Genomic DNA, 13,551 nt, shown 5'->3' on the forward strand with positions numbered 1-13,551 from the left:
AAGAAAACTTTTTGGTATAATGATTACATGCACATAAAAAATGAAGATGAACTCATTGCTCTTGGACAAGAGTTAGGTTCTTTACTAGAGAAAAATGATGTATTGATTTTGACTGGAGAATTAGGTGCGGGGAAAACAACACTTACAAAAGGTCTAGCTAAAGGTCTAGGGATTCATCAAATGATTAAGAGTCCTACCTATACCATTGTTCGAGAATATGAAGGTCGTCTACCCTTGTATCACTTGGATGTTTATCGTATTGAAGGGGACGCAGATTCTATCGACTTGGATGAATTTCTTTTTGGATCAGGTGTGACTGTTATTGAGTGGGGGCATCTATTAGGAGAAGCTCTTCCGGCAGAATATCTGGAATTAGAAATTCTCAAAGATGGTGACGGACGCGAAGTTGTCTTTCATGCCCGTGGCCAACGAGCAACAGAGCTCTTACAGAGGTTGACGGATGGAGTATGATCTTTTAGTCCGTGAAGCAGAAGTCCAAGATGCTTCGGTTCTTATTGCACTTTTGGATCAGATTGGTCAAGAATCTAGCTTTACCAGTCTGGATGAAAACGGAATTGCAATGACTGCATCAGAAATGCAGCATTTTATTGACAAGCAGGCCCAATCGGACAATCAAATTACTTTACTAGCTTTTTTAAATGATGAGCTAGCAGGGGTCATCAATATAACGGCGGATCAACGTCCGAGAGTTCGACATATTGGTGATGTCTTTCTTGGAATTAAAAAAGCATACTGGGGATATGGCCTCGGTAGTATCCTCATGGAAGAAGCTATTGAATGGGCCAAATCGAGTGCTAGTATTCGACGTTTACAATTGACAGTTCAAAAACGCAATCTTGCGGCTGTTCATCTATATAAAAAGATGAGCTTCATCATAGAAGGATTACAGGAACGTGGTGCTTGTATAGAGGGAGGAGAGTTTCTTGACGTTTACCAAATGGGTCGACTGATAGACAAATAAATATATGGCAAAAAAAATAATCGGAATGTTTTTAGGCTTTGTCCTTGTGACAGTGCTTGGTGTGGGAGCTTATGCCTATACGATCTACCAACAAAGTACACAGACTCTAGCTAAAACCTATAAACAAATCGGGGAAGAAACGAAGGTTATCGAGGCAACTGAACCCCTGACAATCCTACTGATGGGTGTGGATACGGGGAACGTTGAACGTACAGCCCCATGGGCGGGTAACAGTGATTCGATGATCTTAGTAACAGTAAATCCTAAAACCAAGAAAGTTGTTATGATGAGTTTGGAACGTGATATTCTGACACAAATCCAACAACCAGACGGTAGTGTTAAAGAAGCGAAACTCAATTCCGCCTATGCTGATGGTGGAGCAGAACTTGCTATTTCAACCATTCAAAAAATGATGAATATCCACATCGATCGTTATGTGATGGTCAACATGCATGGCCTTCAAAGAATGGTTGATGCTGTCGGTGGAATCACAGTAAACAACACTCTAGGTTTCCCTATCTCTATCCAAGATCAAGAACCGTTTAATACGATTTCTATCGGCGTTGGAGAGCAAACTCTAAATGGTGAAGAGGCGCTGGTGTATTCACGCATGCGCTATCAAGATCCAGAAGGGGATTACGGTCGTCAGAAACGTCAGCGCGAAGTCATTCAAAAGATTGTTGAGAAGATTCTAAGTTTGAATAGTGTTAGCCACTACCAAGAAATTTTGAAGGCTCTTAGCGATAATATGCAGACAAATATCGAGATTACGACAACAACCATTCCTCAGTTGATGGGTTACCAAGATTCCTTTAAAAACATTGAATCTCAACAGTTGCGTGGAGAGGATGCAATGATTGATGGGACATCCTACCAAATCGTGTCATCTGCTCATATGTTAGAGATGCAAAATCTTTTGCGTCGTTCATTGGACAAACCAGAAGTTACGGAATTAGAGACAAATGTTGTCTTGTATGAAAATATTTATGGCCGCTTGCCACAAACAACCGGACCTATTGCAGATCAGGAACAGCAAGGACAACAAGTGCATCAAGTGCAGCAAGAGCAACCAGAATAATAAGAAATAAATACTGAAATCGTAGGAATTTTCCTGCGATTTTTTCAAAGAAATTCGAATAGATAAGTAGGAGGAAAAAATGAAAGCGGAAATAATAGCTGTTGGGACAGAAATTCTAACTGGTCAAATTGTCAATACCAATGCTCAGTTTTTGTCTGAAAAGTTAGCTGAAATCGGAGTCGATGTTTACTTCCAGACGGCCGTGGGAGACAATGAAACTCGACTCATATCCCTGTTGGAGATTGCTCAGAAACGTAGTAATCTGGTTATCTTAACGGGAGGATTGGGGCCGACAGAGGATGACTTGACCAAACAAACATTGGCTCAATTTCTAGGGCGTCATTTGACTTTTGATGCTCAAGCACAGGCTAAACTGGATGATTTCTTTGCTCATCGCCCAGACTATGCTCGAACTCCAAATAATGAACGCCAAGCTCAAATTGTTGAGGGGTCAATCCCACTCTCAAATGAAACAGGACTAGCAGTTGGTGGTATGATTGAGGTAGATGGCGTGACTTATGTTGTCCTACCAGGTCCGCCAAGTGAACTGAAACCAATGGTTTTAAATGAGCTACTACCAAGATTGACAACAGGAGCTAAGTTGTACTCACGTGTGCTACGTTTCTTTGGCATTGGTGAGAGCCAGCTAGTGACGATTTTATCAGATTTGATTGAAGAGCAGACGGATCCAACCATAGCACCGTATGCAAAAACGGGAGAGGTGACTCTGCGCTTGTCAACCAAGGCCACTAGTCAAGACGAGGCTCAAAAGGCCTTAGATAATCTGGAGGAAAAGATCCTTGCACGTCAGACCTTTGAAGGGGTTGCTTTAAAGGATATCTGCTATGGTTATGGCGAAGAAGCGAGTCTAGCCAGCGTAGTTGTTGAGGAGTTGAAAAAGAAAAAGCAAACCATCACAGCTGCAGAAAGTTTAACAGCAGGGCTTTTCCAAGCGACTTTGGCAAACTTTTCGGGAGCATCAACAATCTTTAAAGGTGGTTTTGTCACTTATAGCCTGGAAGAAAAAGCTAAGATGTTAGACATTCCAAAAGTAGAGTTGGAAGAATATGGAGTCGTTTCAGCATTTGCTGCGGAAAAAATGGCTGAGCAGGCACGCCTCAAAACCCAGTCAGATTTTGGGATTAGCTTGACAGGAGTAGCTGGTCCGGATAGCCTAGAAGGGCATCCAGCAGGGACAGTTTTCATCGGCCTATCTCAAGCATCAGGTACCGAAGTCATTCAAGTCAATATAGCTGGAAGAAGCCGAGCGGATGTTCGTAAGATTGCAGTTATGCATGCGTTTAACTTAGTTCGCAAAGCTTTATTAAGTGACTGACTTTTGATATAATAGAAGAAGGTCCTTAGAATCATTAAAATATAGGAGAACAAAATGGCGAAAAAACCAACAAAAAAATTAGATGAAATTGGGAAAAAATTTGGAGCTGATCGTGAAAAAGCTTTGAATGATGCGCTTAAATTGATTGAAAAAGACTTCGGTAAGGGTTCAATCATGCGCTTGGGTGAACGCGCAGAGCAAAAAGTACAAGTGATGAGTTCAGGCTCTTTGGCTCTTGATATTGCACTTGGTTCAGGTGGTTATCCAAAGGGACGTATCATTGAAATCTACGGTCCAGAATCATCAGGTAAGACAACAGTAGCCCTTCATGCTGTAGCACAAGCACAAAAAGAAGGTGGAATTGCAGCCTTTATCGATGCGGAACACGCGCTCGATCCAGCCTATGCAGCAGCTCTTGGAGTGAATATTGATGAATTGCTCTTGTCACAACCAGACTCAGGTGAGCAAGGTCTTGAAATTGCAGGGAAATTGATTGACTCAGGTGCAGTTGACCTTGTCGTTATTGACTCGGTTGCAGCTCTTGTACCTCGTGCGGAAATCGATGGGGATATCGGAGATAGCCACGTTGGTCTTCAAGCTCGTATGATGAGCCAGGCGATGCGTAAACTTGGTGCTTCTATCAACAAGACAAAAACAATTGCTATCTTCATCAACCAGTTGCGTGAAAAAGTTGGAGTTATGTTTGGTAATCCAGAAACAACTCCTGGTGGACGTGCCCTTAAATTCTATGCTTCAGTTCGTTTAGACGTTCGTGGAAGCACACAAATTAAGGGAACTGGCGACCAAAAAGATACTAACGTCGGTAAAGAAACTAAGATTAAAGTTGTGAAAAACAAGGTTGCTCCACCGTTCAAAGAAGCTCTTGTTGAAATCATGTACGGGGAAGGTATTTCTAGAACTGGTGAACTCTTGAAGATTGCTAGTGATTTGGATATCATCCAAAAAGCAGGTGCTTGGTACTCATACAAGGGTGAAAAAATCGGACAAGGTTCTGAAAATGCGAAGAAATACTTGGCAGATCATCCAGAAATCTTTGATGAAATTGACCACCAAGTTCGTGTTCAATATGGTTTGATCGAAGAGGAAGAAGGCTCTAAAGCAAGTTCAGCAACAGAAACAAGTTCTAACCAAGAAGTGACTCTTGATTTGGGCGATGCTCTTGAAATCGAAATTGAAGAATAAAAAAAAAGTAGCAGAGAACTGCTACTTTTTTATTTCATGAGAACTAATGTTCGCTAAAACGTCGGTATTTGATGCGAAAGTCAAAGTAATTCTCTTCTTGCAATTTTTGAAAGATGTTGCGATAGGCTTCTTCATCAAAATGGTCACCACGGTAGAGAATTTCAAAACTCATTCCCTCGTATTCTAAAAAAGCATTGGCAGTTTTAAAACCATTTTGTAAGTAGAAGTCCATGCGGGCCTTTCGTTGTTCGAGATTATCACAGTCTTCGTCCAATCGCTCCACTTCAAGAATCATAGTACGCTGGTAAAAATCAATGAGTTTTTCAATGATTTCTCTCCCGTATCCATGGCTACGGAGATGGGGCATGATAGCAAAGAAGCTAATGTAGAAAGCTTTTTGATTTGAAATGGCAAAGGCAAAGCCGACAAATTCCTCTTCGTTATAAAAAGCGAAAAAGTGGGCGTCATCTCTATCTTGGTAACTTAAAAATTCTTCCAAAGAGACGCGTTCTTCTTCAGGGAAGGCTTCCTTGTTTAATTGTTCAACTTTTTCAAGGTCTGGGAATACATCTGTAATTAACTGGCTGGTTAAGGTCATACCTACCCTCCTTTTCTGTCACGATTATACCAGATTGTTTGTATCTAGGCAACGCTTTCTTAATGAAGCTCCCTTGTTCCTCTACTAGAAAGCTGATATAATACCCTTATGAATAAAAAATCAACGGTGGACTTGATTCATGGTCCCATCCTTCCTTCACTGATTAGTTTTGCTTTACCAATTTTACTATCCAATATCTTTCAGCAACTATACAATACAGCTGATATTTTGATTGTGGGGCGTTTTTTAGGACAAGATTCCTTGGCGGCAGTTGGAGCTACGACAGCCATTTTTGATTTAATTATCGGTTTTGCCCTCGGAGTTGGAAATGGGATGGGAGTTGTTATCGCTCGTCTTTACGGTGCTCGTAATTTCGCTAAGATTAAGGAAGCTGTCGCGGCGACTTGGATTTTGGGTGCCATCCTGAGTGGTCTTGTCATGCTGATGGGATTCTTTGGTCTTTATCCACTTTTGCAGTACCTAGAAACACCTGCAGAAATTCTCCCCCAATCCTACGAATACATCTCCATGATTGTTAGTTGCGTGGGAGTTAGCTTTGCCTATAATCTCTTTGCAGGATTGCTACGATCGATTGGTGATAGCCTTGCGGCGCTTGCTTTTCTTATCTTTTCAGCCATTATTAATGTAATTCTAGATTTGTATTTTATTACGCAATTGCAGCTAGGTGTGCAGTCCGCTGGTCTTGCAACCATTATCTCGCAAGGTTTGTCAGCAATCCTTTGTTATTTCTATATTCGCAAGAGTGTTCCAGAGCTTCTTCCAGGTCTCAAACATTTCAAATGGAATAAGGCTCTCTATGTTGACCTTTTAGAGCAAGGGTTAGCTATGGGCTTGATGGGATCAATCGTCTCTATCGGAAGTGTCATCTTGCAATCCTCTGTCAATAGTTTTGGAGCAGTCATTATCAGTGCTCAAACGGCAGCACGCCGAATCATGGCCTTTGCCTTACTGCCAATGACAGCTATTTCAGCTTCCATGACAACTTTTATCTCTCAAAATTTTGGGGCAAAACGTCCCGAACGTATCGTCCAAGGACTTCGTATAGGGAGTTATTTGAGTATGTCTTGGGCAACCTTTGCCTGTGTTTTCCTATTTTTTGCAAGTCCTAGCCTAGTTTCTTTCCTGGCAAGTTCGACAGACGGCTACCTGATTGAAAACGGGACTTTATACCTGCGTATTAGTTCGGTGTTCTATCCATTTTTAAGCCTGTTATTGATCTATAGAAATAGCTTGCAGGGGTTAGGGCAAAAACTCTTGCCCCTCGTATCTAGCTTTATCGAGTTGTTTGGGAAAATTATTTTCGTGGCTTGGATCATCCCTTGGACAGGTTATACTGGAGTTATCCTATGTGAACCGCTACTCTGGGTTGTTATGACCGTTCAACTTTACTTCTCCCTCTCTCAACACCCTTGGATAAAAGAAGGTAAGAAAATCGTGGCAGTCGGTGGAAAATCTTAGCCTGGTTTACAAAAGAAAATCCATTTCCTCTAGTGAAAATCAGCTAGACTTGTGTTATAATAAGAAAGATTAAAATGTGAATAAAGGAGATTCCTAATGGGACGTAAATGGGCCAATATCGTAGCCAAGAAAACGGCTAAAGATGGAGCTAACTCTAAAGTATATGCAAAATTTGGTGTAGAAATCTATGTAGCAGCTAAAAAAGGTGAACCAGATCCAGAACTAAACACTGCTTTGAAATTCGTTATCGATCGTGCCAAACAAGCGCAAGTGCCAAAACACGTTATTGATAAGGCTATCGATAAAGCGAAAGGAAATACAGACGAAACCTTTACAGAAGGACGTTACGAAGGATTTGGGCCAAATGGTTCAATGTTGATCGTTGATACCTTGACTTCAAACGTTAACCGTACAGCTGCGAATGTCCGTGCTGCTTTTGGTAAAAACGGTGGAAACATGGGAGCTTCAGGTTCTGTGTCTTATCTCTTTGACAACAAAGGTGTTATCGTCTTTGCAGGTGATGATGCTGATGCGATCTTTGAGCTTTTGCTTGAAGCAGATGTTGATGTAGACGATGTAGAAGCAGAAGAAGGAACAATCACTGTTTACACAGCTCCAACTGATCTTCACAAGGCTATCGTTGCTTTGCGTGAATCTGGTATTGAAGAATTCCAAGTAACTGAATTGGAAATGATTCCTCAATCAGAAGTTGAGTTGTCAGGCGAAGATTTGGAAACATTTGAAAAACTCTACGGAGTCCTTGAAGACGACGAAGACGTACAAAAAATCTACACAAACGTAGATGGATTCTAATAAAAAAGCGAGCAGACTATTAAGTCTGTTCGCTTTTTAGTTATCTTAGACTCTTACTCCATCATCAGTTTGCGCTGTTCTGTCTAATCCTAGGGCAAATTTACGGATGAGAAGAAACTGGCCATTTTCCTGTTTCACGAAAGTCAGTACAACTGTCTTAGTATTAGAACCGAGTGAGACATAGGAGATTTTTTTAATCTCATAGTCGCCTGAAGTTGACTCAATTTCAGAATCTGGCTGGCCATGCTTGCTGATAATATCTTTATAGTTGGAGCCCCCTTTTCCTCTATTTGCAGTATCACCTTCTATCAAAGCATCGAATTGTTCCTTGGTCCAAGTGAAGGAATCGGTATCCTCGTCGTCCTCATCCTCATCGATGCTATTATTTGGTAGCGTTCCAAAATCGTCATCTTCTGTTAAAGAGGTTAAACTTCTGTATGGGTGACGAAAATTTCTAGCCAAGTCGGTAAAAACACCAGAAGGGAGTACTTGCGTTGTCAAAACAAGGAAAATGGATCCAATGCCTAGAGCGGTACCAATAATCGCCAATATTTTACGGTTCTGGAGATTGAGGATGATACCAAAAACACCTAGACCTATTGCAATAATAGCAAAGAAAAAAGATAGTACGCTGATAATTGGCAACCAGGATCCGAGAAGTGCAAGGGTTCCCAAGATGATAGCAATGATTCCTAAGATTTTCTCTTCTTTTTGTTTCATTTGTGGCTTTCTCATTTCTAGTCAGGGTGGAATCTTATTCGTGTAAGATAGTGTTTATTATAGATAAAATGAGCCCTAATGTCAATTTTAAATAAAATAGTTCTCATAAGAACTTTTTTCTTGACATCCTATTTGAAAGTGATAAAATAGTTCTCATGAAAACTAATTGGTTCTCTAGAGAACTATTTATATGTAAAAAGGAGCAATCATGGATAAGCCAATGTTAGCTTTTAAACGTTTTGGTCATCAGGTTCACCTTATGGTGCAACAGGAAGCCAAGCGTTGTGGTATTGAATTTATGGGCGGACCGCAGGGCCAAGTTATACGATTTTTAGACTATCGTGAGGAGTCTGAACAGGCGGTGTTAATCAAGGATATTGAGCAGGAACTCAATATCACCAAGTCAGTCGCCAGCAATCTAGTGAAGCGTATGGTACAAAATGGTTTGGTGGAATTGGAAGTGAGTCCAAATGACAAGAGAGCCAAGTACGTTCGATTGACGGATAAATCACGCTCTCAGATGAAGCCAATCAAGTCTTTCTTTGATCGAATTGACCGTAGTCTACTTGATGGAATTTCTGAGGAAAAACTAGCTGTTTTTGAAGAAGTCATGGGTCTACTACAGGCTAATGTAGATAAAATGGGAGGTAAGAATGAAGAAACTCGCTAAACGTATCACAGGAAAAGAGTGGGGAATGATTCTCTTGACTGTCCTCTTTACCTGTTTCTCGGTCTATCTAGAGTTAGAAGTACCGACTTACATTTCAGAAATTACAGAACTACTTGGAACTCCAGGTACGCAGTTGGACGCACTTTGGTCACCAGCCATTAAGATGATAGGCTTGTCTCTACTTGCTTTTCTCTCATCCGTTACTGTTGGATTTTTTGCCGCTCGCGTTGCAGCGTCTTACACAACTCATTTACGAAGTGATATTTTTAATCGTGTTCTAGATTTCTCGCAGACAGAGATCAAACGTTTTTCAATCCCAAGTCTCTTGACTCGGACGACTAATGATATCACACAGGTTCAGATGCTTTTTACCATGGGACTCCAGGTGGTCACTCGTGGACCAATCATGGCTATCTGGGCCATTGGAAAAATCCTTGGGAAGTCTGAGTACTGGCTCTGGGCAGTCGTGGTTGCTGTTATCGTTAATGTTCTGATGACTACTGTTCTCCTGACTCTGGCCTTTCCAAAACAATCTGTCATCCAAAAATTGACAGATAAACTCAATAGTATTACTCGTGAAAGTTTGACAGGGATTCGAGTGGTGCGTGCTTATAATGCCGAGGATTATCAAGACAAGAAATTCGAAGAAGCCAATGAGGAAGTCACTCGTCTTAATCTCTTTGTCAACCGTTTGATGGCGATTATGAATCCTATTATGATGGCGATTTCGAGTGGCTTGAGTCTAGCCATTTACTGGATTGGTGCCTATATCATCAACGATGCTAGCCTGACAGACCGTCTACCACTCTTTAGTGATATGGTGGTCTTCATGTCTTATGCCATGCAGGTCGTGATGGGCTTCTTGCTCATGAGTGCTCTCTTTTTCGTCCTTCCTCGTACCTTGGTTTCTGCAGGACGTATCAATCAGGTGCTAGACTTGCATTCTTCTATTGAAAATCCTAGTCAACCACAGACGGCAGATTCTTCTATTCAAGGTCAAGTGGAATTCCGTGATGTCACCTTCCGCTATTCTAAAAACTCAGAAGCAGTTGTGGAACATGTCAGCTTCAAGGCAGAAGCTGGTCAAACCATTGCCTTTATCGGATCAACTGGTTCTGGTAAATCTACGCTTGTGAACCTCTTGCCTCGTTTTTATGATGTATCTGATGGGGAAATCCTAGTGGACGGTGTCAATGTACAGGATTATGATTTGGAAGATTTGCGGAATAAAGTCGGCTATATCCCACAAAAAGCAGTCCTTTTCTCTGGAGATGTCAAGGGCAATCTCGACTTTGGTAAGAGTCCAGAAACTCCGCTAAGCGAGACTGCTATGTGGCAAGCTCTTGAGTTGGCCCAGTCTAAAAGCTTTATCGAAGATAAGGAAGCAGGTCTAAACTCAGAAGTGGCTCAAGGTGGGACTAACTTCTCAGGAGGTCAAAGACAACGTTTGGCCATTGCGCGTGCCTTGGCTCGTAAGCCAGAAATTCTCATTTTTGACGATTCATTCTCGGCCTTGGACTACAAGACAGATCGTATCTTGCGCCAAGAATTAGCTGAAAAAACGCAATCTATGACTAAGTTAATCGTTGCCCAACGTATTTCAACAATTATGGATGCTGACTTGATCTTAGTATTGGATCAAGGTAAAGTCGTGGGACAAGGCACCCACAAGGAACTTCTTGCGACCAACGAAGTTTACCAAGAAATTGCCTATTCACAACTATCGAAGGAGGAATTGGAACATGGAAAATAAGAAGATGTCCTTTTGGAAACAATATAAACCTTTTCTAGCAGGTCTCCAACTTCCTCTACTAGTTGCGGTTGTGGCGGCTGTATGTTCAAGCATCATCACGGTTTATGGACCAACTAAGATTAAGGAAATCACCAACTTGATTTCAGATGGCTTGGCTACAGAAATCGATTTGGTAGCTGTGTCAAGTATCGCCAGCTTTTTAGCTATTTTGTATGTGCTTGGTGCCATTCTCAACTATACACAAGCCTATATTTTTTCAACGAGTATCCAACATTTTTCAAAACGCTTGCGGACGGCTATCGCTGAAAAGATTAATCGTTTGCCTCTTGCTTATTTTGACCGTCATTCTCAAGGAGATACTCTCTCTCGTGTAACCAATGACGTCGATACGGCGGCTCAGTCCCTCAATCAAAGTCTGGGAACGGTTCTCTCAGCTAGCTTTCTACTGATTGCTGTTTTGATTACCATGTTTGGCATGAACTGGATTTTGGCATTGGTAACAGTTGTTTCAACCCTTGTAGGTTTTGCTGCTGTTTCAGTGATTATGGCTAAGTCACAGGGTTACTTTAAAGCCCAGCAAAACAACCTAGCAGCCGTAAACGGTTATGTAGAAGAAATGTACTCTGGCCACAATGTTGTGACCAGCTATAATGCTGTGGAACCAACTAAAGAAACATTCGCAGGATTGAATCAAAATCTACATGATAGTATCTGGAAGTCTCAGTTTATTTCTGGCATCATGATGCCTGCTATGTTCTTTGTCGGAAACTTTAGTTATGTTTTGGTTGTTATCGTCGGTGCTGCCTTGGCTCTTGAAGGCCATATCAGTATTGGGATTATCGTAGCCTTTATGGTTTATGTTCGTACCTTCTCTCAACCCTTATCACAGATTGCCCAAGGGATTACCAGCTTACAACAAGCCAGTGCAGCTATGACCCGTGTCTTTGAATTTCTAAGTGAAGCTGAGATGGAAGATGAATCTCATAAGGAAACACAATTGACTGATACGAAAGGTGAAGTAGTCTTTGATCAAGTTTCCTTTGGATACACACCTGAGCGAACCATCGTTCATGACTTTTCTGCGACAGCTCATGCAGGGCAAAAGATTGCCATTGTTGGACCAACTGGAGCTGGGAAGACGACTATTGTTAATCTCTTGATGAAGTTTTATGAGATTGATAAGGGAAGCATTCGCATTGATGGTGTGGATACCAAGTCTATGAAACGTTCAGAAGTACACGATGCCTTCTCAATGGTTTTACAGGATACTTGGCTCTTTGAAGGAACCATTCGTGATAATCTCATCTACAACCAAACAGGGATTAGTGATGAACGAATGATTGAAGCAGCAAAAGCAGTAGGAATCCACCACTTTATCATGACTCTACCAGATGGCTACGATACTGTTTTAGATGATACAGTGACCTTGTCAGTCGGACAGAAACAGCTCTTAACCATTGCTCGTGCCCTTCTCAAGGATGCACCGCTCTTGATTCTTGATGAAGCGACATCTTCAGTCGACACACGTACAGAGGAGTTGATTCAGAAAGCCATGGACCGTTTGATGGAGGGACGTACGTCCTTTGTCATTGCCCATCGCTTGTCAACTATTCGTAATGCTGATTTGATTCTTGTCATGAAAGATGGAAATATCATTGAGCAAGGCAATCACGATGAGCTCATGGCTCAAGGTGGTTTCTATGCTGACCTCTACAATAGTCAATTTACAGAAGACCAAGTAGAAGAATAAACTAAAAGAAGGCTTGACGGCCTTCTTTTTCTACACTATACTAGAGTAGGAGAAGCTAACAGGCTTCTTGTGTAAAGAATAGGAATATCGAGAAATAATGAAAAACTATCAAGAGTGGTATGATAAAAGGAAATCAAATCTCCTTAGACATCCACAGCTTTTGCAACTGATGCGTGTTTTTAATCGCATGATGACAGTCCTGATGCCCTTGGCATACTTGACCTTACTGGGAGCAAGCTTTATCAGCAAAGGCTTGGGGAAAGACCTTGCCACCTATATCATGGTGCCGGCTTCTGGCTTTGTCCTATTAACGCTAGTTCGTAAGTGGATCAATCAACCGCGTCCTTATGAGGCTTGGGAAATTATCCCGCTACTAGACAAGGATAGTGCAGGCAATTCAATGCCCAGCCGCCATGTCTTTTCAGCAACCATCATTTCCATGGCTTGTCTGCACGCAAATCTGCCTGTGGGCTTGATTTTGTTGGTCTTGTCAGCTCTTCTCGGTCTGGTGCGAGTCTTGGGTGGCGTTCATTATCCCAAGGATGTTCTAGTTGGCTATGCCTGTGGGCTCATCTGGGGAATTCTATTCTTTATTTTGTAAAAAGCAAAGCAAGTGGGCTTGGGCTCGTAACCACTTACGGGTCAAAAGTGACCACTTGCTTTTTTGCCCTTGTAAAGTCTTATGGGCTTTGGTATAGTAGATGCAGAAAGGAGATAGGATGAAGTTACGAATCGAGATTGATAGTGAATTAACTGAGACAGAGATTGTCATCAAGGCTGCAGCACTGACAGTTGAAATAGCTGACTTGCAACGACTCTTGCAAGAAACCAAGGCTCCTAGGTTGATTTTTTATAAGGGGACGGGGGAGTATTACTTAGACTTGTCAGAAATTCTCTTTTTTGAGACAGAAGGTAGCAAGATTTACGCCCATACCCAGAAAGATGCCTACGAGGTTCGACTCAAGCTTTATGAGTTAGAGGCTATCCTGCCTCGCTATTTCAGTCGGGTATCCAAGTCGACCATTGCCAATCTTCTGCAGGTCTACTCGGTGGACAAGTCCTTCTCAGGGACAGGCACTATTTCCTTTTATCAGACCCACAAGGAGGTTCATGTGTCACGGCACTATCAATCCCTCCTAAAAGAAAATCTAAGAAACATGAGGTAAGAA

The 13,551-nt window shown here is 41.8% G+C and carries 14 protein-coding genes; 12 read left to right on the forward strand and 2 right to left on the reverse strand.

Going from position 1 to position 13,551, the window contains the following annotated elements; translation table 11 throughout:
* Positions 1-27 precede the first annotated feature (27 nt).
* The 5 genes from tsaE to recA all read left to right on the forward strand — a co-directional run bounded on the left by tsaE (position 28) and on the right by recA (position 4,599).
* Positions 28-471, forward strand: coding sequence for a tRNA (adenosine(37)-N6)-threonylcarbamoyltransferase complex ATPase subunit type 1 TsaE (gene tsaE / locus ACTO1Y_RS06885; protein ID WP_025169951.1), 444 nt, complete (start codon positions 28-30; stop codon positions 469-471).
* Positions 461-982, forward strand: a complete 522-nt coding sequence (locus ACTO1Y_RS06890) for a GNAT family N-acetyltransferase (RefSeq protein ID WP_006149646.1) — start codon at positions 461-463, stop codon at positions 980-982. Before tsaE ends, ACTO1Y_RS06890 begins: the two co-directional genes overlap by 11 nt.
* A 4-nt stretch (positions 983-986) precedes the next feature.
* Entirely contained in the window at positions 987-2,060 is a 1,074-nt protein-coding gene (gene lytR / locus ACTO1Y_RS06895; protein ID WP_441348753.1) for a glycopolymer--peptidoglycan transferase LytR, read from the forward strand.
* A 79-nt stretch (positions 2,061-2,139) separates the two neighbouring features.
* A complete protein-coding gene (locus tag ACTO1Y_RS06900; protein ID WP_006149651.1) occupies positions 2,140-3,396 on the forward strand; it encodes a competence/damage-inducible protein A in 1,257 nt (418 codons plus the stop codon).
* 54 nt (positions 3,397-3,450) lie between these two features.
* Entirely contained in the window at positions 3,451-4,599 is a 1,149-nt protein-coding gene (gene recA / locus ACTO1Y_RS06905; RefSeq protein ID WP_006149620.1) for a recombinase RecA, read from the forward strand.
* 43 nt (positions 4,600-4,642) lie between these two features.
* Here recA and ACTO1Y_RS06910 read toward each other — a convergent pair whose 3' ends face one another.
* On the reverse strand, positions 4,643-5,197 hold the full coding sequence (locus ACTO1Y_RS06910; RefSeq protein ID WP_235083524.1) for a GNAT family N-acetyltransferase: 555 nt from the start codon (positions 5,195-5,197) through the stop codon (positions 4,643-4,645).
* Positions 5,198-5,305: 108 nt separating this feature from the next.
* Between ACTO1Y_RS06910 and ACTO1Y_RS06915 the strand changes: the two genes are divergently transcribed.
* A complete protein-coding gene (locus ACTO1Y_RS06915; protein ID WP_235083523.1) occupies positions 5,306-6,676 on the forward strand; it encodes an MATE family efflux transporter in 1,371 nt (456 codons plus the stop codon).
* 96 nt (positions 6,677-6,772) lie between these two features.
* Complete coding sequence (locus ACTO1Y_RS06920) at positions 6,773-7,489, forward strand: YebC/PmpR family DNA-binding transcriptional regulator (protein WP_000532896.1); 717 nt, start codon at positions 6,773-6,775, stop codon at positions 7,487-7,489.
* Positions 7,490-7,534: 45 nt separating this feature from the next.
* On the opposite strand, the gene ACTO1Y_RS06925 is transcribed toward ACTO1Y_RS06920, so the two are convergent.
* On the reverse strand, positions 7,535-8,209 hold the full coding sequence (locus tag ACTO1Y_RS06925; protein ID WP_006151326.1) for a hypothetical protein: 675 nt from the start codon (positions 8,207-8,209) through the stop codon (positions 7,535-7,537).
* Between the two features lie 208 nt (positions 8,210-8,417).
* On the opposite strand from ACTO1Y_RS06925, the gene ACTO1Y_RS06930 reads away from it, so the two are divergent.
* The 5 genes from ACTO1Y_RS06930 to ACTO1Y_RS06950 all read left to right on the forward strand — a co-directional run bounded on the left by ACTO1Y_RS06930 (position 8,418) and on the right by ACTO1Y_RS06950 (position 13,548).
* On the forward strand, positions 8,418-8,879 hold the full coding sequence (locus tag ACTO1Y_RS06930; protein WP_004250536.1) for a MarR family winged helix-turn-helix transcriptional regulator: 462 nt from the start codon (positions 8,418-8,420) through the stop codon (positions 8,877-8,879).
* Positions 8,863-10,632 (forward strand): ABC transporter ATP-binding protein, encoded by a 1,770-nt coding sequence (locus tag ACTO1Y_RS06935; RefSeq protein WP_004250538.1) that lies wholly within the window; start codon positions 8,863-8,865, stop codon positions 10,630-10,632. The genes ACTO1Y_RS06930 and ACTO1Y_RS06935 overlap by 17 nt, the downstream gene beginning before the upstream one ends.
* Positions 10,622-12,382, forward strand: a complete 1,761-nt coding sequence (locus ACTO1Y_RS06940) for an ABC transporter ATP-binding protein (protein ID WP_006151339.1) — start codon at positions 10,622-10,624, stop codon at positions 12,380-12,382. The genes ACTO1Y_RS06935 and ACTO1Y_RS06940 overlap by 11 nt, the downstream gene beginning before the upstream one ends.
* Positions 12,383-12,479: 97 nt before the next feature.
* Positions 12,480-12,983 (forward strand): phosphatase PAP2 family protein, encoded by a 504-nt coding sequence (locus ACTO1Y_RS06945; protein ID WP_441348754.1) that lies wholly within the window; start codon positions 12,480-12,482, stop codon positions 12,981-12,983.
* Between the two features lie 118 nt (positions 12,984-13,101).
* Positions 13,102-13,548 carry a LytTR family DNA-binding domain-containing protein gene (locus ACTO1Y_RS06950; RefSeq protein WP_441348755.1) on the forward strand — a complete coding sequence of 149 codons (447 nt, stop codon included), beginning with the start codon at positions 13,102-13,104 and terminating at the stop codon, positions 13,546-13,548.
* Positions 13,549-13,551 lie beyond the last annotated feature (3 nt).

Origin of the sequence: Streptococcus sp. V728, assembly GCF_052077995.1 — a bacterium.
Taxonomy (GTDB): domain Bacteria; phylum Bacillota; class Bacilli; order Lactobacillales; family Streptococcaceae; genus Streptococcus; species Streptococcus infantis_B.